The organism is Bacillus sp. JJ722 (assembly GCF_036963345.1).
Classification (GTDB): domain Bacteria; phylum Bacillota; class Bacilli; order Bacillales; family DSM-1321; genus Bacillus_AD.
The window spans coordinates 1-22,643 of the sequence record NZ_JBALMO010000084.1 but is presented as its reverse complement, the minus strand read 5'-3'; the positions used below and the strand labels follow the sequence as shown (position 1 = coordinate 22,643).

Genomic DNA, 22,643 nt, shown 5'->3' with positions numbered 1-22,643 from the left:
CTTCGCTTTTACTTTCGTTTTGAAGTGAGAATCATAGAGCCAGTCAGAACAGGATGAATGTGATAGAGAATTATTTTACCGACCAGCACAAGTTCAGTGCTGGTTTTTTGTTAATATATTAATGAAAAAAGTGACTTCAAAAGTCATCATAGTAACGACTTTTAAAGTCACTTCCTTATTACTTCTATACTTTTGTAGTTCTTGAATATATAGAGTCGAAGATTATTATTCAAATGTTTTAATTAAGCACTGCTTCCTTATGTGGGAGAATATGTGTACCGCTCTTACCAGCAAGTGCATTAACTGCTTCATACAATGAACAGATAATGGCTTCGCTTCCGCTTTTAGCAAATTCTATAGCTGCTTCCATTTTAGGTCCCATACTACCATCAGAAAAATGGCCATCTGTCATATATGTGACCGCTTCTTCTAATTGAACATTTTCTAATTTTTGTTGATTTTCTTTACCGTAATTCAAGTAAACATTGTTAACGTCTGTTAAAATCATTAAAACATCAGCTTTTACTTGCTCAGCAAGACGCAGTGCAGAACGATCTTTATCAATAACTGCATCAACCCCAGTCAATTCACCGTTTTCATTTCGAATTACTGGTATACCTCCTCCACCGGAAGCAATTACAACTACATCATTTGCTAACAAATTTTTTATTGCTTCAACACCGTGAATAAGCTGTGGTTGTGGTGATGGTACAACCCTACGATATCCTCGACCAGCGTCTTCCTTCATCACCCATCCTTTTGCTTCTGCCAATTCTTTTGCTTCAGCTTCATTGAAGAATACACCAATTGGTTTTGATGGATTTTCAAACGCTGCATCTTGTTGATCTACTTCTGTCTGTGTAAGTAATGTAGCAACTTGGTGAGATAAACCTTCTCGATTAAGTGCATTTTTCAATGACTGTTCCATCATATATCCAATTAACCCTTGGCTTTCAGCACTACATGCATCTACCGGAGATGGAGGAACCACATTTTTTGCTTCTTCGTTTTGGCGCAAAATATTCCCAACTTGAGGTCCATTCCCATGTGTAATAATTACTTCATATCCTGCTTTGATGATTTATAAAATGGACGTTATTCGACTTCGGAGCAATTAGCTGAAAATGCACGAGTACTTGGATTATCCGTGGAAAAAACATATCGAGTAATTACTTGGCGTCTCTTTAAAATGAGTAGCGAATATATGGAGCAAAAGGAAATGCGTCTAGCCTGGAATGTGGCCCAGCAAGTTCAAAAATATAATTTAGATTTAAATTACAAAATTCGTACTAACTCTATCGTCTTTATAGCTGAAACTACTCTCAATGATGAACAAACTAAACAGAAATTTGAGCAGGTATTTTCTTCCGCTTTTAACGCCTTTAAAGACAAACAGATTAAACTTCAAGTTGGTATAAGTGACCCTGTTACATTGGACACATTAAATAAGGAGTATAATAAATCATTAAAAATTATTGATCATGGTACCCTTTTTGGCGAAGAACATTTCGTATACTGCTATAAGGATATAGGTATCTATCAACTTTTAGCCATGGCACAATCAAAGGAGCAACTTTTGGAACTCATTCCTCATAAACTAAAAAAAATACAAAAACCAGAATTACTAGAAACACTTAAGACTTATCTTTATCATAATCAAAAGTTGAAAGAGACAGCAGATGCCCTGTTTGTCCATTACAAAACCGTAAGTTATCGTCTTGATAAAATAAAAAAAATATCTAATATACGGTTTGATAACCCTGAAGAAATATTACAAATTAATATTGGTTTACGCATTTTACAAATAATAGACAAAAGAAATTTATCCATAAGCGATAATAATACTTCTCATTTTTAACATGTACAGCAATAGTTTTATCAAAAAAAATCTATTACGGTAGGGGTATCATATATAAAGGAGATTTATTATGTCCCATATACACTGTTTTAGTAAAAAAGATGGAGTGGAATTAACAGCACGTGTGTATCCAAGAGCTTCCGATAAACCTACAATTTTATATTTTCATGGAGGTGGATTACTTTATGGTGATAAGGATGATTTACCAGAGGAATATATTAAGAAATTTATGAGTGCAGGCTATTCTTTTATAACATTTGACTATCGCTTGGCGCCGGAAGTAGCTCTGTCAGATATATATACAGATATACAAGATGCCGTACAATGGTTTTTCAAACATTATAAGGGAATAGGTCTCTCTCATAACCGATTTTTATACTTCGGACGATCAGCTGGCGCTTACTTAACCTTTTTAGCTGCAAAGGATGCTAGTTTGCCAAGACCGGAAAAAATGATTTCTTTTTACGGTTATTCACGGTTGGATATAAAAGAATTTCATTCCAAGAGTTATCAGCATGTTGCCAGTATTCCAAAGATATTGGTTGATCGTATCATTGAAACTAAGCCATTAGTAAGCGGCCCAATTGAAAAACGTTTCGCTTTATACATTTATGCTCGTCAAACGGGTAGTTGGATTAAAGAATTACTTCACAATCAAGAAATTGCTGATTATCAACTTGAGTTATCAGATTTACAAGCACTTCCACCTGTTTTTATCGCTCAATCCAGAAGAGATCAAGATGTACCTTTCTATGTAGGGGAAATGTTACATGAACACATACCAAAAAATCAATTCTTTATTGTAGAAAATGGCGAACACGATTTTGATCGTAATCCGGATGATAAATCTTCCAAAGAAGCCTATCAAAACGCAATCGCATTTTGTGAGAAAGAGTAAATAATAATAGCTTCAAACTTTATACGCTAGTTCCTTCTTTTTAAATGGTAGCGTTTCTATTGCATGTGCAAAGCCTAAGAAATGAAAAATTCTTAGGCTTTGTATTTCTTTATAGTCAAACTAAGCTAGTCTCATTCTCTTTATCAAACCAATGAATATTACCTTCAGAAAAAGATAAATAAATGTGCATACCTATTTGATATGTATCATCTGTCTGAGTTTTAACAACGATTTTTTTATTAGCTACCTTTGTATGGACAAGCATTTCTGAGCCGATTGTTTCAATTAGATCAATCGTTACGGGGAATGATGTTTTTTCTTTTTGGATTGTGACATGCTCTGGTCTAATACCTAGAATTACAGGTCGGTGGTTGTTTCTTTCCATTTTCTCTCGATCATGTTCCGATAGTTGATAAACGGCTTTACCAGCTCCAATGATATATTGTTGATGGGCCAACTCACCTGAAATGAAATTCATACCAGGGGAACCGATGAAGCTTGCAACAAAGAGGTTCACTGGATTTCGATATACCAGCTTCTTCTACTCTTTTATTTATTTCTGCTTTGGGCGTTTTTCTTACCTTTAATCCAAATGCCATATTTTCAAATACAGACATATGCGGATACAAAGCATAATTTTGAAATACCATTGAAATATCTCGGTTTTTTGATTCTACTTCATTCACTCTGGTACCATTAATAAACAAATCGCCTTCCGATATATCCTCTAAACCTGCAATCATTCGCAGTGTTGTGGACTTACCACAACCTGAAGGTCCAACTAAAACAATAAATTCTTTTTCACCAATACACAGATTGAAATTCTCAACAGAATATCGTTCACTGTTATCGTATTTTTTTCCGATTTGCTTTAACTCAATTGTTGACATTCCCTCTCCTCCGAATCCATCATCTGCGAGAAATCCCGAACCATCATTCTCGAACGATTAGCTCTCTCCACTGTATTGGTTTCAAATACTAGGTGTAATTGTCTACCTTTTACGATTTCGAAAATCTGCTGAAATGGTATCGTACCTTCCCCGATTTGCAGATGCTCATCATGCTGCCCATGATTATCATTGATATGAAGTCCAAAAAGATAAGGGAGAGCTTTTCGACATTCTTCCAGAATATTAGTCGAATGATTCATATAGCTGTGACCTGTATCAAACATGATTTTTGCCCGCTTTTGATCTAACTGTTCCACAATTGCAATCAGTTCGCTTACTGACGTACCAATGGCACCCTTTGCATTAGGTACATTCTCAAATACAATAGTTGTAGCTTCCGGTAGTTGCGCAAGCAGCTTTTGTCCAAATTGTGTTGCATTCTTAATTCCTTCTTCTATTGAATCATTCTTTCCCGGGTGCAATAGAACATAATCAAACGGAATAATATCTAGCATCCTTCTACATTCTAACCATATTCGCTCGGTTTCTTCATCAGGTAAAGCAGGATTAAAATTCATAACAGGCATATGGAAGCCTAATGTAACATCATTTTCATTTAGCATATTCCTTAATCCCATAATCTGCTTTGCACTCATTTGCATGAATGGACGACCGTGCTCTTTCCCTTCCCCCATTATTTCGATTGCCTTCCATCCCTGATTCACGAGTGATTCCGTAGCTACTAATACATGTTGATTATATAATGTGTAAGTAGAAATCGAGTTTCGCAACTTTGCTTCCTCCTTGATTTTCCAAAGTGAAAATGTATCTTATTTAATCCCTGAATGCATAAAGCTTGAGATAAACTGCTTCTGAAAGATAAAAAATGCAAGCAAAAGCGGTAGAGCTACAAACAATGTAGCAGCTGCCACAACTCCCCATTGCGCACTTGATTCCGAAGCCTTCGCAAACATCGATAAACCAACTGTTAACGGACGATTCTCTACAGAATCCGTGACAATAAGCGGCCATAAGAAATTGCTCCACTGATGGCTTACAGAAATTAACCCAAAAGCAATATACGTTGGTTTGGCTAATGGGATATAAACATGCCATAAAATACTCAGTCGATTACATCCTTCCATCTTAGCCGCTTCTTCAAGCTCATACGGAATACCTTTAAAGGTTTGTCTCATTAGAAAGATCCCGAATGAAGTGACAAAGTACGGAACCATAATCGCCCATTTCGAATCATAAAGCCCGAGTTGTGTAATCGTTTCTGTATTAGGAAAAATCAACACTTCAATAGGAATCATGATTTGGATTAAGAAAAGCATAAAAATAATGCTCTGACCGAAAAATCTCAATCTCGCAAAAGCATAGGCAGCTAACGTCATTGTTACGATTTGAACGAGTAATATCCCTATTACCACAATAAATGTCGTCAAATAATACTGACCAAATGGCGCGGTGTTCCATGCATTGATGAAATTATCAAATGTGAAAGAATAGCTTTCTACATTCGTATTTTTAAACGCCATATAGAAAATCCAAAAGAGTGGTAGCGCCCAAAGAAGCGCTAACACATGTGTTGAAATTGTAGTAAGCCGTTTCAATCCAAGACCACCTTAACTATAATGAATTTTGCGCTCAACACTGAAGAATTGTACAGCTGCTATAATAGTCATTAGTAGGAGTACAACAACTGTTACTGTTGAAGCCATGCCATAATCCATAAAACGGAAAGCACTTTCGTATATGTAATATAGTAAAAGATTCGTTGCATTATCTGGTCCGCCTTGCGTCATTACAACCAATTGATCGACGGTTTTAAAAGCGTTCGTTGTTGCGATAATAAACGAAAATAGCGTCGTTGGCATAAGAAGCGGAAAGGTAATCCGTCTGAACTGATACCACTTTGATGCCCCATCCATATAAGACGCTTCATATAAATCTTGTGGGATATTCTGAAGAGCAGCTAGATAAAAAATCATGAAAAAGCCTGCTTCTTTCCATACGACCATTACAATAATAGATAGCAACGCTGTTTCAGATGATCCAAGTAGATTTAATTCCCCTGCTCCAAATAAGCCGAGAAGTGAATTGATCAAACCATACTCTGGCGTATAAAAGAATAACCAAATAAACGCTACAGCCACCATAGGAATTACCGTCGGATAGAAGAAAAACATTCTTGCAAAACTGCTACCTTTAAAGGACCGATTCACAAGTATAGCCATCCCAAGCCCCAGCATTAAACTTGTCGGTACAGTTCCTACCGCAAACCAAATATTATTTATAAACGCCTTCCGAAATGTCTCATCTTCCAACATCAATTTAAAATTGTCCAAACCTACATAAAGAGGATCTGTTGTTAATAAATCCACTTGAAACATACTTAAATAAATGGTTTTTATGATAGGATACAATGTGAAAATGACAAGGAATATGAGTGACGGAAGGAGAAAAAGCCAAGCAGTGATGTTTTCTTTCAACCGTGCGCTTTTTCTCATTTCCTCACCTCTTCATCTGAACTATTGATATCTTTTTAAAATTTGTTCTGCTTTCTCCTGAGCATTGTCCAATTCTTCATTAACATCTGCTCCATTGATGGCAGCTTGAATAGCATCCGTCAAAATTTTATTAATTTTACCTTGTTCATAAACTGCGAACTCTTTCTGCGCATGTTCTAATTGTTCCATTGCCGTTAAAGCTGGTGGGAATGATTCCGTATATGCCTTAAGAGCCTCTGTTTCATAGCCTGATTGACGTGTTGCAATATAACCTGTGTCGATACTCCACTGTGCCGCACGTTCAGGTGTGCAAATCCATTTAATGAACTCCATAGCAGCTAACTGTCTCTCCTCTGTTGTGTCCTTGAAGATGTAGAAGTTTCCGCCACCAGTTGGTGTTGCAATTCGTTCATTCGCTGGTAAATAGGCTACTCCAAAGTCGAACTTCGCATTATTTTTCACGTTCGTTAAGTTACCTGTTGTTGTTAACATCATCGCTGTTTTCCCTTGGATAAAATCTGTCGGAACAGTATTCCAATCTAAGATTCCGCTTGGCATGATTTTGTGCTTATTCGTTAAATCCGTCCAATATTGCAATGCTTCCTTAGCAGCCGGTGTATTGAAGTTCACTTTTTTACCATCATCACTCATAAGGTTTTCTTTACCGCTTTGAAGCATCAACGCTTGATAAATCCAGTTCACACTAATATTCGCTGGTAATTCAATGCCCCATTGACCAGGTTTCGTTAACTTCTTACCGTATTCTACTACTTCATCCCAAGTAGTAGGTGGTGCTTCTGGATCAAGTCCTGCTGCTTTAAACAAATCTTTATTGTAATAAAGTAATACCGTACTACGTTGGAAAGGAATAGAATATGTTTTTCCTTCATCCATCGAATTCAGCATGAAAGCAGGGAAGAAGTCATCCACCATCGCTTCTAGTTCTTTGTCTTTAGCAATCATCTCATCCAAAGGCTGCACCGCATTTTTGATTTGATATAAATCATTCGACATAAGTACCGCTAAATCAGGTGTCTTCTTATTCTTTACAGCTGTTTGAACCTTTGTCATCGTCTCTTCATAATTCCCGCTATATACTGGCTTAACAGTGACCTTCTTACCGTTAACCTCCGTTCCTAATGCATTAAATTCTTCGGCAAGCTTATCAATTACCTCCGTAATGGAACCGCCAACGTTGACCGGATAATACCAAGTCAGTTCAATTGAGTCGCCCGATTCTTTTGCGGCAGTGTTTTTCGAACTTGTATTACTACATCCAAGTAATGATCCCATTACAACAAGACAAACAAGAAATATAGCTGTTAGCTTCTTCATAAACTAGTAACCTCTTTCTTTATTATTGAAATTGTTATCATTTTCACAAATAATGTTTTTCTAAAAGAATATCCTTCAGAGATTCATAAACAAATGTCGGCTTTGCTTTCACATCTTCAGAATGCCGCGCTCCGTTTGTTAACCAAATGGTATCAATATGAAGGGCGTTTCCGATTGCAATATCAGTTAATAAACTATCACCTATGATTACACTCTTACCTGTCGACGATTGCATCTTCTTGCGCAATACCTGCTGCATCCATATGGACGGCTTTCCTACAGAGATTGGTTCTTCTTTCAACGCACCTGATTGTTGGTAGATCGTTAAAAAAGCTCCTGTATCTAACATTCTCTCTCCATTAAATGGACAAGAAAAGTCTTCATTTAACACGACTAACTTTGCTCCTCGTTGGATTAATGAGAAAACTTTTTGCAACATGCGATAGTTACTCGTAAAGGATAAGCCTAAAACTATGTAGATATTCTTCCTCTCTTGGTGCACTCGATTAATGATAGGAATATTCCACTGCTCAAGTTGCTCTTTAATCATGACTGAACATGCTGGATAAACCGAAAATGGTTTCTGAACAGATTGAAAGAAGCATTGTAGTGCATCAATCGGTGTAATAAGCTCATTTAACTCTATAGGTAGCCCAATTTTATTTAAATATTTACAATGTGCTTCCTTCGATCGAATAGGATGATTCGTGACAAAATACATTTGTTTGTTTTCTCTTCGCATTAACTTCATCCAATCAGATACAGAAGGCAACACCTGCTTACCATCAATTAACGTCCCATCAATATCCCAAAATAATAAACTATAATCTAAAAGCATCGCATCCTCCTCATCGTTATTCCTACAATAATAGAATAAAGTACCAAAGTTATAGAAGATTAAAGCCACTATTAATTTAATGAAAATAAGTTTCATATTTTGTAAATTTTGTAAGTTTTGTAAATTTATATCACAGAACAAATTATCAATTCCTGTCCGAAGAACTTTTATGCTTTAAGAGAGCAAAGCGGAAATGAGAATCCTAAAGTACGATATACCAGACAATACTATTAGCTCTATAAAACTAAACATCATAATAATGTGATAACGATACACGCCTCTTTCAATACTCATGCATATTTTGATAGTAAGGTTTCTGTTCATTATTTATCGGGAGGTGGATGCATGAATACACATCAAACCGTTATAACAATTCTAGGAAGTTCCGGAGGTGCTGCGAAGTCCATTCTTGCGATTTTAAATAAATCTATTGACGATCAAACAGACTCTATTCATCATAAAATAGTAAACTCTACCATTTACTTAATTGATTCCAATCAGAAAGATCCCTCATACTTTAAGCACCTCTTCCCTCGTATATATAAGCAGCTCGTACTCCATCAATTCAACATAAATGATACGAAAGAGCTTCTTACTCATCTCATAAATACAAAAACGCATATTGTTGTAGATGTTTCTTGGGCTGATACAGTAGAAATGCTACGATGTTGCAATCAACTTGGAATCAAATATGTTAATTCCGCACTAGAGAATACGATGATTGATGAAAATGAGGAGTTATATGAAGGATTTCCTTTAATTGAAAGAATAAGATTCTTCGAAAAATATAAAGATCAATTCACAAATACAGTTGCAATTGTTGGTTCTGGAATGAATCCAGGTGTTGTGCAATGGATGGCTATAGAACTTCTTAATCAAGAAACCCAACTGCCACTTGGATGTTATATCGTTGAACATGATAGTACTTTTTATAAAGATAAGAAGCTTGCAAAGAAAAATACCATCTACACCTCTTGGTCGCCGGAATGTTTCCTTGATGAGGCAATTGCTAGCCATCCCATGTTTATGAAGAATCATACCCCGCTTTTTTTGTATGAACATGTATATAGCTTAGATTTTGCAATTACTTTAGGCGACAAGCAATTTAATGGTGCTTTAATGCCTCATGAAGAAGTATATTCTTTATGTAAAATGTATGACATGGAAGGCGGCTTCATATATAAAATAAATGATCATACCATTGAACTGATCCGCGCTAATTTAGATAACGTAGATATTTTATGGGATTATGAAATGAAAGTGCTTGATCCTTTAGAAGCCTCATTAGAAGGTGAAGATTTAGTCGGCGTACTCCTTGTATATGAAGACCATGAGCGCTATATGTATAATGTCCTCCGAAATGATTATATTTTCAATCAGTACAAAACAAATGCTACTTACTTTCAAGTGGCTTGCGGAATTTATGCTTCACTTTCAACGTTATTACTAGATACGATTCCTAATGGCGTCTATTATGTTGATGAATTACTAGTAAAAACGAATAATCAATTTGGAAATTATTTGACCCATTACATGACTGATTTTGTCGTAGGAGAAAACAAAACAACAGATGGATTACTACTTAATAGAATGAGTAAGAGATAGATTGAGAAAATAGACAATCTATCTTTATATATATACTAATTATGCAGCCTCAATTAATTCATTCATCAGATTTCATTACGTGCACGGATAATATAAAGAAAGGATGGGCTATCACAACCTCATCCTTTCTTTGCATTCCACTTATATCCCACTCCCCAGACGGTCGAAAGATATTCATCTATAGGAAAATCTGCTTGTCTAAGCTTATCGCGAATATTCCTTACATGAGAATCGATCGTTCGATCTTCTGTAAAAGCTTCATAGCCCCAAACTACTTCTAATAAATGCGAACGTGAAAATACTTTGTTTGGATTTTTCACTAACAAAACAAATAATGAAAACTCTTTTGGTGTAAGCTGGATAGCTTTATCTTCATATGACAATTCATGAGCATCTTCATCCAATAGTAGACCTTTAAATAAAATACGATTGCCTTCATTATTTTTTGTTCGTCTACTCACCGCTTTCATTCTAGCTAATAACTCGCTTTCATCAAACGGCTTTGTTACATAATCGTCTGCTCCTATTTCCAACCCTTTCACTATATCTGTTTTCTCGTTCCTAGCTGTAACCATAATAATGGGTACATTCGAAAATTTTCTTATTTCTTTACATGTACTCCAACCATCTAATTCTGGCATCATCACATCTAACAAAACAATATCAACATGATTTTCTTTCACATAAGAAATCGCATTTATTCCAGAAGTCTTCTTCACACAAGAATAGTAAGGAGATAAATAGATCGTTAATAAATCAAGCATTCTCGGTTCATCATCAACAAGTAAAAGTGTTTTCATTACTTCTTCTCCCTCATTAGTAATCGTAAATATTGTATCTTTTCCTAAACAACTCGACACGGTAATTCTACCTTCTTGAGCTTTAATGAACTACTATACAATGGACAATCCTAAATAAAGCAGTTCCACCAGAATCTCGAGTTCTTGATCTTTCAACCTGGTACATATTTCTATCATTATCATACAAAGTAAATATGAATATTTCATGCAGATAGTTATGTACTATACAAACAAAAGATTTCATTTCTTCTTATTATAAAAATACAATAAGCAAAATTACTTTTAGAAATTTATAGAAGAAAAACAGCTATATTTTCATTTAAAAATGTATGATGTTTGCTTTCTTGTTTTACCGACGGGTAAGATAAGATTACAAATGATTTTTTTAGAATCATTCTTTCTATAGGGAGTGAACTTTTATGAAAATAAATTCAATTGAACCAACACCAAGTCCAAATACAATGAAAATTAATTTAACGGAAGAGCTGCCAGCAGGTCAAAGCAATAACTATAAAAGAGACCAAGCTGAACAAGCTCCTCCCCTTATTCAAGATCTTCTAAACATTGAAGGTATTAAAGGCGTTTACCATGTTGCCGATTTCCTTGCACTGGAAAGGAATGCGAAATATGATTGGAAGGATCTTCTCGTAAAAGTCCGTCAAGTCTTTGGTGAAGATACATCCTCGCAACAACAAGGAAATACGATTCTTGATCATTTCGGTGAGGTTTCCGTACTTGTTCAACAATTCAAAGGCATTCCAATGCAGGTAAAGTTAAACGATGGTACTACTGAGAAGCGCTTCGGTCTACCAAAACAGTTTCTTAATGCTATTGCAGATTCACAAAAACCTGATGATAATGTTGTCATTTCACGTAAGTGGGTTGATTATGGTGTACGCTATGGTGAATTAGAAACAATAGGAGCTGAAGTAAGTGAAGAAATTATCGCTGCTTATCCTCAAGAACGTTTAAACTATCTTGTTCAAGAAGCTCAATCATACACAAAAATCAAACAAAGTCATGCTAAGCGAGAAAAAATTAAGTTAACAAAAGAAATGTTGGCAAATGAAAATTGGGAAAAACGTTACCAAGCACTCGAACAAATGGAAGATCCAACAATTGATGATATTCCGTTGTTAATGTTAGCTCTTGAAGACCCTAAAGTTTCCATTCGAAGATTAGCAGTCGTATACTTAGGTATGATTGAAGATAGGCATGTATTAGACGGACTTTATAAAGCATTAAAAGATACAAACCCTTCAGTTAGAAGAACTGCCGGTGACTGTCTATCTGATTTAGGGTTTGCTGAAGCTATGGGCAACATGGCTGAAGCCCTTCATGACAAAAGTAAGATTGTTCGATGGCGTGCTGCTATGTTTCTATATGAACTAGGTGATGAAAGTGTTTTAGCAGCTTTAAAAACAGCAGAAAATGATCCAGAATTTGAAGTTGCTATGCAAGTTAAAATGGCGATTGACCGTATTGAAAACGGTGAAGAGGCAAAGGGTTCTGTATGGAAACAGATGACAGAAGCTAGAAATAACACAGACCTATAAATACCTATTATGAAAAAAACTAAAACCAGCGTATTGCCGGTTTTAGTTTTTTTTCCTTTGCTCAATTCAAGCAATTCCTCTATTTTGCACATCAAATCCTCACACAAAAAAACCGGATGATTCCGGGGGATTATACTTATTAAATCATTCGGCGCAGCTTGCTCCATTAATGTAATAAGCGTTCTCTTCGTAAGTAAGAAATGCCACTTCAATCTCTTCTAAGCCTAAAGACATTACTTGCTTAGTAATAGCTTGTGCAAACCGATCACGTATTTCTTGACCACGTTCAAACCATTTAACTTCAATAAATGGATACATCGCGATTTCATTTCCATTAAATATATATGTTGCTTGTGGAATCTCCAGAGTAAAATTATCTGTTCCACAAGAGCAAATTTCTGCAAGCTCTTCTACTAATGGTTGGCTAATTTGCTTTACTTGGTCTACAGATATTCCTCGAATTATAATTTGAGGCATGTAATTCCCTCCTATTGTTTCAATATTAGCTTTTCTATAGCGGTAAAATCTAACTGATATTCTAACATATAAAACGGAAAATCAGGCTACTATTCCGATAATTTGTCCTTTATTCAACTATTTCATCCTTAACATTTGAAGAAAGAGAACCATGGTAAAAAGAGATAAGGGCTTTCGTCCATCCCCCACCGATTATTAGTNNTCTTACTGGCGCTTAATCTCCCACTTAAATAAACGTCTCTTCGCTTTAACTTTCGTTTTGAAGTGGGAGTCTTAGCGCCAGTTAGAACGGGATAAAAGAGCTTCCTAAATGTTTAATTCTAATTTAGCAGCAAAATTTTTTAGAATAAAAAGAATATTAAGTACACTTAACTCTTAAAAGGAGCGAAAAATCCTGTTATTGGACTAGCTTTTTGCTTTTTTTCGAAAATTATCCATACTAACGTAACACCTGCCGTAAACATAACCATTAAGAATCCATACATTGGTGTATGTGCTAATGATTGATGACGTACAACTAATCCGCCCAGGTAGGAACCCAGGAAGATTCCGATGTTAAATGCAGATATATTTAATGCTGAAGCCATCGTAATAGCAGATGGTACATACTTTTCTGATAGCTGAACAGCATATAGCTGCAAGCCGGGTACATTCATAAACATGAATAGTCCCATAATAAAGACCATTATTAAACCAACAATATGTGATTCTAATGAGAAGTTAATGCCCAGTAGTGCTAGTGCAAGACCAATAAAGATAAAGAAAATAGCACGTAATGGGTTATTATTCGCAAAGCGTCCACCTAATGTGTTACCTATCGCCACGCAAATACCGTATACAACTAAAATAACAACGATAACGTGAGGTGAGTATCCCATGTATTGTTCTAGAATTGGTGATACATATGTGTATACGACAAATACACCACCATAACCGATTGCTGTAATGAAAAGAATTAATAGCATACGAAAGTTGCCTAATACTTTACCGATATCACGCATCGAAATCGGACTGCTTTTTGATAGATTACTAGGTACAAGTAATGCATTACTAATCAAACCAATTACACCGATTACTACGATGAAAATGAATGACATACGCCAGTCTGTTACTTGACCGATGAAAGTCCCTAATGGTACACCTGTCACAGTTGCCATTGTTAACCCTGTAAACATTAACGCAATCGCGCTTGCACGTTTATTTGGTGCTACGACATCGGCCGCAATGACAGAGGCAATCGACATAAATACACCATGTGCTAGAGCTGAAATAATACGACCTATTAGTAGTATTGAGAACATGGGTGCTAAAGCAGCCAATAAGTTACCAACGATAAAGAGTACCATTACGAGCAATAGAACATTCTTCCGATTAAGTCGGGACGTTAAAACGGTTAATAGCGGTGCACCAATCGTTACACCTAATGCATAAATTGATACTGTTAAACCTGAAGTACTTAATGGTATTCCGAAGTCATTTGTAATCAATGAGAGTAGACCCACACTTATAAATTCTGTTGATCCGATACCAAATGCACTTATCGCTAGAGCAAGGAGTGTTAGTTTAGCATTCGGAGCTTTTGATTCTGTCATAATCTTGATTACTCCTTTGATTTTTATCATCGTGTGTAGTATTATTCATACGTACTAGAAATCATGTAGGGTACTTTTAGTTACTTTTGAATAATACAGGGGGCTAACAATGAAAAAAGTTTATAATATTGGTGTTGAAGCCACACTTGAAGTAGTTGGAGGTAAATGGAAACCTATCATTCTATGTCACCTCATTCACCATGGCAAAATACGTACAAATGAATTTCGTCGATTAATTCCAGGTATTTCACAAAAAATGTTGACGAATCAATTGCGTGAATTAGAACAATCTGGATTAATCAATCGTAAAGTTTTCAATCAAGTACCGCCAAAAGTTGAATATTCATTAACACCATATGGACAAGAGATGGAGCCCGTGCTTAACTTACTTTGCACGTGGGGTGAAAATCACATAGAAATATTAATCGAAAATGGTGAAGATGTTCTGCTAATGCAGCGCGATGAAGATATTGCTGTTAAGCAAACATCTTAATATATAATAAAGAGAAGCCTTAAGGACAATCGTTCCTTAAGGCTTCTCGTCTCTTCAACGTTGCACTAAGCGATCATTCACGACAGTTTCTTACATTACAAAGTCAAATTCTTCTGGGTCTGGACCAACACGTTTGTCTAAGTTCATTGCATTGATTATTGCTACTTCTTCGTCGGTTAGACTGAAATCAAAGATATCTGCGTTTTGAACCATACGTTCTTTACGTACTGATTTTGGAATTGTTATGACACCATTTTGGATATCCCATCGTAAAATAATTTGTGCGTTTGATTTCCCATATTTTTCTCCAATTTTTGCAATTGTTTCATCTTCAAGAAGTCCACCTTGCATTAATGGAGCCCAAGCTTCTAATTGAATATTGTGCTCTATACAGAATGAACGTAACTCTAATTGTTGTAAGCGAGGATGGAATTCCACTTGGTTAATAACTGGTGTTACGCGAGCTGTTTTTAATAAGTCTTGTAAGTGTGTTACATTGAAGTTACATACGCCGATTGCTTTGATTTTCCCCTCTTCGTATAGATCTTCCAGCGCTTTCCAAGATTCTGCATATTTATCCTTACCTGGCCAGTGAATTAGGTAAAGATCTAAATAATCTAAGCCTAATTTTTGTAAGCTTTCTTCATAAGCTGTAATTGTTTCATCATAGCTTAAGCCAGTGTTCCATACTTTCGAAGTGATGAATAAATCTTCTCGCTTTAAACCAATAGATTTGAGTGCTTGTTTAACACCTTCACCAACGCCTGCTTCGTTACCATAAATAGCTGCTGTATCAATGCTACGGTAACCAACTTCAATCGCATTTTTCACGATTTCTGCTGTTTCATCGTTTTCTACTTGAAATACACCAAGGCCAAATCCTGGCATTTCTATACTATTGTTTAATTTAACCTTAGCTTGTAAACTGTTAATCATTTTTCATTTCTCCTTTCGTTTCTTTTTTAGTATGCTCCCATGCATGTTTAAAAGAAAGTACGCACTTTTTGGTTTCATAGAAACCCCGAGGTTCCTATTGCGTCATATCAACAGTTTTGCGCTCGAAACTTTTTAACACAAGGTTGAGTAGGACGATAGAGACTTTAAAAGATGAACCAAAATAAGCAAGCTTTATTCGAAATTTTGTCAGATGTTTTCAATTTAGATACAATAAACAGAATAATATTGTATTTAATAAGTGGATAATGAGTTTGAGGTGAATGATCAAGTCTATGGAAATTCAAATTAGAAAACTTAAAAAAGTGATTATAAAGCATAAACAACTTTATTAGCTGAATTAGGCTACTCATCGAATTTAGAAGATGTAACTAACAGATTTGAAAACTTAAAATATCATACTGATTACGATTCATTAGTAGCAGTGAAAGATGACAAAATTATGGGATTTGCAGGAGTTTGTAAAGCATACTATTTCGAATTAACAGGCTCATATGCAAGAATTATGGCTTTTATAGTAAACTCGAAAAAACGAAAACAAGGTATTGGTTTAAAAAAGCGAGTAAAAACATGGTAGTTTTCACTCGCTTCTTCTATTTCGATTAATGGTTCTAGGTTAGATATTTAATCCAATAGAAACATATTTCACTTCTAAAAATTCTTCAATACCATAATGTCCGCCTTCTCTACCTAAACCACTTTCTTTATAACCACCAAATGGTGCTTGAGCTACAGACGGTAGTGCATCATTTACACCAACAATTCCATATTCAAGTTCTTCAGAAAGTTTGAAAGCTTGACTTAAGTTTTCCGTAAATACATAAGCCGCTAATCCAAAGTTAGAATTGTTTGCACGTTCAATTGCTTCTTCCGCTGTTTTGAAAGTAGCCACCGGCGCAAGCGGTCCAAAGATTTCATCTGTCATACAAGCCATATCTTCTGTGATATTAGAAAGAATAGTTGGTGCATGGAAATAACCATTCTCTGCTGAAGGTGCACTTCCGCTATAGACAACTTTTCCGCCTTTCGCAACAGCATCTTGAACAAATGACTCAACTTTATCTAAAGCCGCTTGATCAATTAAAGGTCCGATATCAATGCCTTCTTCAAGACCATTACCAACCTTTAATTTCTCTAATTCTTGCTTGAAGTATCCAATGAATTCTTCTGCTACACTTTCTTGCACATAAATACGGTTTGTACAAATACATGTTTGCCCAGCATTACGGAATTTTGATAATATCAATTCTGCTGCTGCTTTTTGTAAATTAGCATCAGCCATAACGATGAATGGAGCATTTCCACCAAGTTCTAACGATAACTTCTTCACCGTATCAGCAGCGCCTCGCATTAATGTTTTACCGACTTCTGTTGAACCTGTGAATGTAAGCTTCGTCACGCGAGAATCACTTAACCAAGCATCTCCAATTTCAGATGAACGTCCTGTTACTACATTGATTACACCTTTTGGAATACCCGCATCATGTGCTAGTTCAACGATTTTTAAAGCTGTAAGTGGCGTTTGCGTTGCTGGTTTAACGACAACTGTACATCCAGCAGCAAGAGCTGGCCCCACTTTACGTGTAATCATCGCAGCTGGGAAATTCCAAGGAGTAATGGCCGCTACAACTCCTACAGGTTCTTTCCTAACAATAATTCGCTTGTTCGGGCTAGACGCAGGAATTGTTTCACCATATACACGTTTTCCTTCTTCTGCATACCAAGAAATAAAACTATTTGCGTAGTTCATCTCACCAATCGCTTCTTTTAATGGCTTTCCTTGTTCCATCGTCATAATTTTCGCGATTTCTTCTTTATTTTCTTCAATAAGAGTGTGCCATTTCATTAACAGTTTAGAACGTTCTTCCGCTGTTGTTTTCGACCATGCCTTAAATGCTTCATGAGCAGCATCGACAGCAAGCTTGGCTTCTTTTGCTCCTCCTGTTGGAACTGCACCAACGATTTCATTTGTCGCTGGATTTGTTACTTCTGAAAAAACACTATAATCATTTCCGACCCATTCACCATTAATATACATTGGATAAATTTCATATTTTTCTTGAACTGAGCTCATTAAATTGTCACCTCTTTTTTTGATGCAAAAGCTGATTCGAAACATTCTGCTACAATGTCTAAACCTTCTTCAAGTTGTTCATCTGTAATAACAAGCGGTGTTAAAAATCGAATTACATTTCCGAAAATTCCTGCACTCAATAATAATACACCTTTTGAGTTGGCTTCTTTCACAATATTAGCTACTGCAGATTTATTTGGCGTTTTATCGTTTTTGCCTTGAACAATCTCAACTCCAACCATTGCTCCAAGTCCACGAATATCACCAATTTGTTCATACTTCTCAGCAAGTTCACTCATTCTCTCTTTAATGCGAACTCCAATAACCAATGCACGATCGTTAAGTTTTTCATCTTCAATAATATTTAATACTTCAAGTGCTGCTTTACATCCTAGAGGGCTACCTGCATACGTCCCTCCAATCTCACCAGGATTAGCAGATTGCATAATTTCTTTCTTACCAATTACACCACTGATTGGTACGCCAGCACCCATTGATTTAGAAATCGTTATTAAATCAGGTTGTACATCGAAATGCTCGATTGAGAAGTATTTCCCTGTACGAGCAAATCCAGTTTGAATTTCATCCGCTACAAATAAAATTCCATGCTCTTTACAAATTTCTCTTATGCGCTTCACGAATTTTTGGTCTGGAACGATGAATCCACCTTCACCTTGCACAGGCTCCATTACCACACATGCAACTGTCTCTGGAGCGACATCAGCAATTAAGAATTGCTCAAATTGCTCAATGATAAAATCACTGTGTTGTTCTTCAGTCATTCCTTCTGGACGGCGATATGGATATGGGAATGGTGCTTTATATACTTCTGAAGCAAATGGACCAAATTCAAATTTATATGGCTTTACTTTGCTAGTCATTGTCATCGTCATTAAAGTTCTACCGTGATAACCTCTAGTAAAGGAAATAACACCTTGACGCTTCGTATATTTCTTAGCAATTTTCACTGCATTTTCAACTGCTTCAGCTCCACTATTAAAGAACGCTACTTGTTTCTCTCCTTCAATTGGAGCAAGGGCTGCAATTTCTTCAGCTAATTCTATGTAAGAATCATACATCATTACATTAAAACCAGTATGAATAAACAGAGTGGCTTGATCTTGAATAGCTTTTACAACACGTGGATGTGAATGACCAACGTTAATTGTCCCAATAGCCCCAGCGAAATCAATAAAAACATTGCCATCTAAATCTTCCACAATAGCTCCTGTTGCTTTCTTTACAAAAGCATCGTTTCCATAGCTTATTCCGTCTGGAACGATAGCTAAGCGACGCTCTAACATTTCTTTTGATTTCGGACCTGGAATTGCTGTTTGGATTTTAACGAATTTTTTTTCTGACATGTTGAACACCCTCTATATCTTCTAAGTTTTTTATATAAACCTTGATAGGTCATCTTTTCCCAATCGATCATTAAACACATTCAAATCTCTTAATCTATTCTCTACTAAAAAAGAGAAATAATGATAACAAAAGATGCCATGATTCTATTGCTAAAATAGAATCATGGCTTGTTATATAAAGATTTATTATGCTTCTACTTGTGCTAGAACCTTTTTGAAAGTGCTAACTACTTGATCAACTTCCTCATAGCTAATTTGTAAAGATGGCTCGATACGAATGGTTTTCGAATTGATAAGTGTACCTGCAACAAGAACACCGTTATCAAACATTCCTTTAGAAACTTCATAACCGATTTCATCTTTATGGAATTCAATACCGATCATTAATCCTTGACCACGAATTTCTAACACTTTATCTTCAAAGCCTTCTGCAGCTTTTCTTAATTCTTTTAAGAAATACTCTCCTACTTCTGCCGATCTCTCAGGTAATTTTTCTTCCAATAGTACTGAGATTGTAGCTAAAGCAGCTGCACAACCTAGTGGATTTCCACCGAAAGTAGTTGTATGCATGAATGGATTGTCAAACCAGCTAGAGAATACTTTCTCGTTAGCAACAACTGCACCGATTGGCATTACGCCACCACCGAAAGCTTTTGCAAGACAGATAATATCAGGAACTACATCGTAAAGATCCGCAGCGAACATTTTACCAGTACGGCCCATACCTGTTTGAACTTCATCTAGAATTAATAGAGAACCGAATTCGTCACAAAGTGCACGAACTTCTTTTAGATAACCTGCTGGTGGAATGATTATACCGCCTTCTCCTTGAATTGGCTCAAGGATGACAGCTGCAACATCTTCACCAACTAATGCACAAGATTCAAATGTTTTTCTCATCATATCGATATCACCAAATGGTACATGACGGAATCCTGGAATTAATGGAAGGAACGGCTTACGGAACATACCTTTCGCAGTTCCAGAAAGAGATCCTAAGCTTTTCCCATGGAAAGCTTTAGTTGTTGCAATAAATGTTGTACGATCACTGTACATTTTAGCTAGTTTTAAAGCTGCTTCAACACTTTCAGTACCACTATTTGAGAAGAATGAATATTTTAAATCTCCAGGCGTAATTTCAGCAAGTACCTTTGCTAACATTGCACGTAGAGGATCTAATAGATCTTGTGAATGTAATGCTTGGCGATTCAATTGATCTTGAACAGCTTTCACAACTTTTGGATTACGATGTCCAACGTTGTAAATTCCGAATCCACCTAAACAGTCAATATATTCTTTTCCTTGTAAATCTTTAATACATGAACCGCTATCAGACCACTCAACTGCAGCGAATTGTCCACCACTAGTTACCGTTTTACGATATTCTAAGAAACCCGGGTTAACGTTTTCTCTAAATCCATCAACAGTTTCTTTTGTAATCCATTCAGCTTCTTCAGCAGTAACCGTTTCTTTCTCAATTAAACTTAATACTTTATCAAGATATTCTTGTACATTCGCATTGCTTTGTAATTGTTTTTCTGATTTAAAATCGATACCCATTATGATTCGCCCCTAGTCGTTTTTTATTTATATTAGTTTTTGAAATAGCCTACTGGTTCAACTTGTAAATTAATATTGATTTGCTTAATTTCTTGGAATTCATCTAATCCGAAAGTTCCTAAGTTACGGCCAATACCAGATTGTTTGTAACCACCCCAAGGTGCTTCGTTATACGTTGGATGATAAGCATTGATCCATGTGATACCTGCTTTTAATTTCTTAATAACACGCATTGCTCTTGCTCCATCTGTCGTAAACACACCACCTGCAAGACCATAAACTGTTCCGTTTGCAAGCGCAATTGCCTCTTCTTCTGTGCTGAATTTTTGGATTACAACAACTGGTCCGAAGATTTCTTCTTGAACAATACGCATATCAGGTGTTACATTCGTGAACACTGTTGGCTCAACAAAATAACCGTTTTCTAAACCACCCGATGTGATTCTGTTTCCACCACTAGCTAATGTAGCGCCTTCTTCTTTACCGATTGAAATGTAGCTTAGCACTTTATCCATATGTTGATGGCTTACTAAAGGCCCCATTTCTGTTCCTTCTGCATTTCCGAAGCCTACTTTGATTTGTTTCGCACGCTCTACAAATCTTTCAACATACTTGTCATAGATTGTATCTTGAACAAGAATTCGAGAACCCGCTGAACATACTTGACCAGCACCGAAGAAAATACCGAATAAACCGTGGTCTACTACTGTTTCTAAGTCTGTGTCATCAAAGATGATATTAGGAGATTTTCCACCTAACTCAAGTGACACTTTCTTGATTGTGTCAGCAGCTGTTTTCATAATATGCTTACCTGTTTTCGTCCCGCCTGTGAATGAGATTAAATCTACATCCGCACTTTCAACGATGGCGTTTCCAACTTCAGCACCTGTTCCTGTTACCATGTTCACGACACCTTTAGGAATGCCTACTTCTTCAAGAATTTCAATTAACTTAGTAGGTGTTACTGGTGTTACTTCAGAAGGCTTGAAAACAATTGTATTTCCAGCTGCTAGTGCAGGAGCAATTTTCCATACGCTCATTAATAATGGGAAGTTCCATGGAACAATCAAACCACAAACACCAACTGGTTCACGAACAACCATTGCTTGCATTGGATCACCAACGTGATATGTTTGACCATCTGGAGCTTTAATTAAGCCTGCATAATAGCGGAAACAAGCTGCCGCATCAGCTACGTCAAAACCAGCCTCTGTGAATGGTTTTCCGTTATCTTGTGTTTCTAAAGGAATTAATTCATCTTGAAATTCTTCAATTTTATCGGCGATTTTTAATAAGTAAGATGATCTTTCTTGCACAGAAAGATCAGACCATACGCCTGAATCAAATGCTTTACGTGCTGCGTCAATTGCTTCTTTCGCATCTGCAACTGTACCTTGTGGTAATTGTGCAAATACTTCTCCGTTTGCAGGATTTATGACTGGTATTGTCGCTCCACCTTGAGCTTCTTTCCATTCACCGTTAATATACATTTTTAATTCAATTGTTTTAGTTGTAGAATTACTCATATTATCAAAATCCTCCTCGTTATTTATTCGGATTTAGCAAACAGTCAGCTCTTCACACTCTCTACAGAACCTCGAAGAATAACTCTTGTAAATAACCGATTGGTAAAACTATCAATTTCCGGAATCTTACCGCAAACCAAAGTTCACCTATCCTATACTCTTTTATAATGCAAGTACCGTGCCAACTTTAAAAAGCTTATAATAATAGGCTTTTTTCAATTAAACCTTCATTTTCTATTCATCAACGAATAATGTTATTCATTTTTGCATAAACAAAAAGACTGTTACGAATGAACTGCACCCCAATTGT

19 protein-coding genes and 4 pseudogenes are annotated in these 22,643 nt (G+C 36.2%); 7 read left to right on the top strand and 16 right to left on the bottom strand.

Going from position 1 to position 22,643, the window contains the following annotated elements:
• Window positions 1–238: 238 nt before the first annotated feature.
• Window positions 239–1,081 (bottom strand): annotated as a pseudogene (gene arcC / locus V7014_RS11960) (carbamate kinase); the annotation flags it as partial.
• 21 nt (window positions 1,082–1,102) lie between these two features.
• On the opposite strand from arcC, the pseudogene V7014_RS11955 reads away from it, so the two are divergent.
• The 3 genes and pseudogenes from V7014_RS11955 to V7014_RS11945 all read left to right on the top strand — a co-directional run.
• A pseudogene (locus tag V7014_RS11955) lies at window positions 1,103–1,453 on the top strand (hypothetical protein); the annotation flags it as partial.
• Between the two features lie 99 nt (window positions 1,454–1,552).
• Window positions 1,553–1,858: a PucR family transcriptional regulator gene (locus tag V7014_RS11950; protein WP_335507395.1), complete on the top strand. Its 306-nt coding sequence runs from the start codon at window positions 1,553–1,555 to the stop codon at window positions 1,856–1,858.
• Window positions 1,859–1,928: 70 nt separating this feature from the next.
• Entirely contained in the window at window positions 1,929–2,756 is an 828-nt protein-coding gene (locus V7014_RS11945; RefSeq protein WP_335507391.1) for an alpha/beta hydrolase, read from the top strand.
• Between the two features lie 115 nt (window positions 2,757–2,871).
• Here V7014_RS11945 and V7014_RS27255 read toward each other — a convergent pair whose 3' ends face one another.
• The 7 genes and pseudogenes from V7014_RS27255 to V7014_RS11915 form a co-directional block, all read right to left on the bottom strand.
• Entirely contained in the window at window positions 2,872–3,234 is a 363-nt protein-coding gene (locus tag V7014_RS27255) for a TOBE domain-containing protein (protein WP_438824907.1), read from the bottom strand.
• Between the two features lie 55 nt (window positions 3,235–3,289).
• Window positions 3,290–3,646 (bottom strand): annotated as a pseudogene (locus V7014_RS27250) (ABC transporter ATP-binding protein); the annotation flags it as partial.
• Window positions 3,628–4,437, bottom strand: a complete 810-nt coding sequence (locus V7014_RS11935; RefSeq protein WP_335507389.1) for a sugar phosphate isomerase/epimerase family protein — start codon at window positions 4,435–4,437, stop codon at window positions 3,628–3,630. The gene V7014_RS11935 and the pseudogene V7014_RS27250, both read right to left, overlap by 19 nt.
• A gap of 39 nt (window positions 4,438–4,476) precedes the next feature.
• Window positions 4,477–5,262 carry a carbohydrate ABC transporter permease gene (locus V7014_RS11930; RefSeq protein ID WP_335507387.1) on the bottom strand — a complete coding sequence of 262 codons (786 nt, stop codon included), beginning with the start codon at window positions 5,260–5,262 and terminating at the stop codon, window positions 4,477–4,479.
• Between the two features lie 12 nt (window positions 5,263–5,274).
• A complete protein-coding gene (locus V7014_RS11925; protein ID WP_335507385.1) occupies window positions 5,275–6,159 on the bottom strand; it encodes a carbohydrate ABC transporter permease in 885 nt (294 codons plus the stop codon).
• A 21-nt stretch (window positions 6,160–6,180) separates the two neighbouring features.
• On the bottom strand, window positions 6,181–7,494 hold the full coding sequence (locus tag V7014_RS11920) for an ABC transporter substrate-binding protein (protein ID WP_335507383.1): 1,314 nt from the start codon (window positions 7,492–7,494) through the stop codon (window positions 6,181–6,183).
• 43 nt (window positions 7,495–7,537) lie between these two features.
• Window positions 7,538–8,428 (bottom strand): HAD-IIA family hydrolase, encoded by an 891-nt coding sequence (locus tag V7014_RS11915; RefSeq protein ID WP_335507381.1) that lies wholly within the window; start codon window positions 8,426–8,428, stop codon window positions 7,538–7,540.
• Between the two features lie 249 nt (window positions 8,429–8,677).
• Between V7014_RS11915 and V7014_RS11910 the strand changes: the two genes are divergently transcribed.
• A complete protein-coding gene (locus V7014_RS11910) occupies window positions 8,678–9,937 on the top strand; it encodes an S-adenosylmethionine decarboxylase related protein (protein WP_335507379.1) in 1,260 nt (419 codons plus the stop codon).
• Between the two features lie 119 nt (window positions 9,938–10,056).
• Here V7014_RS11910 and V7014_RS11905 read toward each other — a convergent pair whose 3' ends face one another.
• Window positions 10,057–10,737: a response regulator transcription factor gene (locus V7014_RS11905; protein WP_335507377.1), complete on the bottom strand. Its 681-nt coding sequence runs from the start codon at window positions 10,735–10,737 to the stop codon at window positions 10,057–10,059.
• A gap of 419 nt (window positions 10,738–11,156) precedes the next feature.
• Between V7014_RS11905 and V7014_RS11900 the strand changes: the two genes are divergently transcribed.
• Window positions 11,157–12,293 (top strand): conserved virulence factor C family protein, encoded by a 1,137-nt coding sequence (locus V7014_RS11900; protein ID WP_335507375.1) that lies wholly within the window; start codon window positions 11,157–11,159, stop codon window positions 12,291–12,293.
• 144 nt (window positions 12,294–12,437) lie between these two features.
• On the opposite strand, the gene V7014_RS11895 is transcribed toward V7014_RS11900, so the two are convergent.
• Both V7014_RS11895 and V7014_RS11890 read right to left on the bottom strand, forming a co-directional pair.
• Window positions 12,438–12,770, bottom strand: coding sequence for a DUF1904 family protein (locus V7014_RS11895; protein ID WP_335507373.1), 333 nt, complete (start codon window positions 12,768–12,770; stop codon window positions 12,438–12,440).
• A 368-nt stretch (window positions 12,771–13,138) separates the two neighbouring features.
• On the bottom strand, window positions 13,139–14,362 hold the full coding sequence (locus V7014_RS11890; protein WP_335507371.1) for an MFS transporter: 1,224 nt from the start codon (window positions 14,360–14,362) through the stop codon (window positions 13,139–13,141).
• A 109-nt stretch (window positions 14,363–14,471) separates the two neighbouring features.
• On the opposite strand from V7014_RS11890, the gene V7014_RS11885 reads away from it, so the two are divergent.
• Entirely contained in the window at window positions 14,472–14,855 is a 384-nt protein-coding gene (locus tag V7014_RS11885) for a winged helix-turn-helix transcriptional regulator (RefSeq protein ID WP_335507369.1), read from the top strand.
• 90 nt (window positions 14,856–14,945) lie between these two features.
• On the opposite strand, the gene V7014_RS11880 is transcribed toward V7014_RS11885, so the two are convergent.
• Window positions 14,946–15,791 carry an aldo/keto reductase gene (locus tag V7014_RS11880; RefSeq protein ID WP_335507367.1) on the bottom strand — a complete coding sequence of 282 codons (846 nt, stop codon included), beginning with the start codon at window positions 15,789–15,791 and terminating at the stop codon, window positions 14,946–14,948.
• Between the two features lie 412 nt (window positions 15,792–16,203).
• Between V7014_RS11880 and V7014_RS11875 the strand changes: the two are divergent.
• A pseudogene (locus V7014_RS11875) lies at window positions 16,204–16,386 on the top strand (GNAT family N-acetyltransferase); the annotation flags it as partial.
• A gap of 39 nt (window positions 16,387–16,425) precedes the next feature.
• On the opposite strand, the gene V7014_RS11870 reads toward V7014_RS11875, so the two are convergent.
• From V7014_RS11870 to V7014_RS11855, 4 genes are all read right to left on the bottom strand, one after another.
• Window positions 16,426–17,847 (bottom strand): NAD-dependent succinate-semialdehyde dehydrogenase, encoded by a 1,422-nt coding sequence (locus V7014_RS11870; protein WP_335507393.1) that lies wholly within the window; start codon window positions 17,845–17,847, stop codon window positions 16,426–16,428.
• Window positions 17,848–17,882: 35 nt separating this feature from the next.
• Complete coding sequence (gene gabT, locus V7014_RS11865; protein ID WP_335507365.1) at window positions 17,883–19,247, bottom strand: 4-aminobutyrate--2-oxoglutarate transaminase; 1,365 nt, start codon at window positions 19,245–19,247, stop codon at window positions 17,883–17,885.
• Between the two features lie 186 nt (window positions 19,248–19,433).
• On the bottom strand, window positions 19,434–20,807 hold the full coding sequence (locus V7014_RS11860) for a putrescine aminotransferase (RefSeq protein ID WP_335507363.1): 1,374 nt from the start codon (window positions 20,805–20,807) through the stop codon (window positions 19,434–19,436).
• Window positions 20,808–20,839: 32 nt separating this feature from the next.
• On the bottom strand, window positions 20,840–22,333 hold the full coding sequence (locus V7014_RS11855) for an aldehyde dehydrogenase family protein (RefSeq protein ID WP_335507361.1): 1,494 nt from the start codon (window positions 22,331–22,333) through the stop codon (window positions 20,840–20,842).
• Between the last annotated feature and the right edge of the window lie 310 nt (window positions 22,334–22,643).

Bases quoted from the DNA above. Each gene is read 5' to 3' on its own strand.
- V7014_RS11895 (WP_335507373.1), bottom strand. From the start codon at position 12,770: ATGCCTCAAATTATAATTCGAGGAATATCTGTAGACCAAGTAAAGCAA.
- V7014_RS11905 (WP_335507377.1), bottom strand. From the start codon at position 10,737: ATGAAAACACTTTTACTTGTTGATGATGAACCGAGAATGCTTGATTTA.
- gabT (WP_335507365.1), bottom strand. From the start codon at position 19,247: ATGTCAGAAAAAAAATTCGTTAAAATCCAAACAGCAATTCCAGGTCCG.
- V7014_RS11880 (WP_335507367.1), bottom strand. From the start codon at position 15,791: ATGATTAACAGTTTACAAGCTAAGGTTAAATTAAACAATAGTATAGAA.
- V7014_RS11925 (WP_335507385.1), bottom strand. From the start codon at position 6,159: ATGAGAAAAAGCGCACGGTTGAAAGAAAACATCACTGCTTGGCTTTTT.
- V7014_RS11945 (WP_335507391.1), top strand. From the start codon at position 1,929: ATGTCCCATATACACTGTTTTAGTAAAAAAGATGGAGTGGAATTAACA.
- V7014_RS11855 (WP_335507361.1), bottom strand. From the start codon at position 22,333: ATGAGTAATTCTACAACTAAAACAATTGAATTAAAAATGTATATTAAC.
- V7014_RS11900 (WP_335507375.1), top strand. From the start codon at position 11,157: ATGAAAATAAATTCAATTGAACCAACACCAAGTCCAAATACAATGAAA.
- V7014_RS11890 (WP_335507371.1), bottom strand. From the start codon at position 14,362: ATGACAGAATCAAAAGCTCCGAATGCTAAACTAACACTCCTTGCTCTA.
- V7014_RS11870 (WP_335507393.1), bottom strand. From the start codon at position 17,847: ATGTATATTAATGGTGAATGGGTCGGAAATGATTATAGTGTTTTTTCA.
- V7014_RS11920 (WP_335507383.1), bottom strand. From the start codon at position 7,494: ATGAAGAAGCTAACAGCTATATTTCTTGTTTGTCTTGTTGTAATGGGA.
- V7014_RS11950 (WP_335507395.1), top strand. From the start codon at position 1,553: ATGGCACAATCAAAGGAGCAACTTTTGGAACTCATTCCTCATAAACTA.
- V7014_RS27255 (WP_438824907.1), bottom strand. From the start codon at position 3,234: ATGAATTTCATTTCAGGTGAGTTGGCCCATCAACAATATATCATTGGA.
- V7014_RS11910 (WP_335507379.1), top strand. From the start codon at position 8,678: ATGAATACACATCAAACCGTTATAACAATTCTAGGAAGTTCCGGAGGT.
- V7014_RS11915 (WP_335507381.1), bottom strand. From the start codon at position 8,428: ATGAAACTTATTTTCATTAAATTAATAGTGGCTTTAATCTTCTATAAC.
- V7014_RS11885 (WP_335507369.1), top strand. From the start codon at position 14,472: ATGAAAAAAGTTTATAATATTGGTGTTGAAGCCACACTTGAAGTAGTT.
- V7014_RS11860 (WP_335507363.1), bottom strand. From the start codon at position 20,807: ATGGGTATCGATTTTAAATCAGAAAAACAATTACAAAGCAATGCGAAT.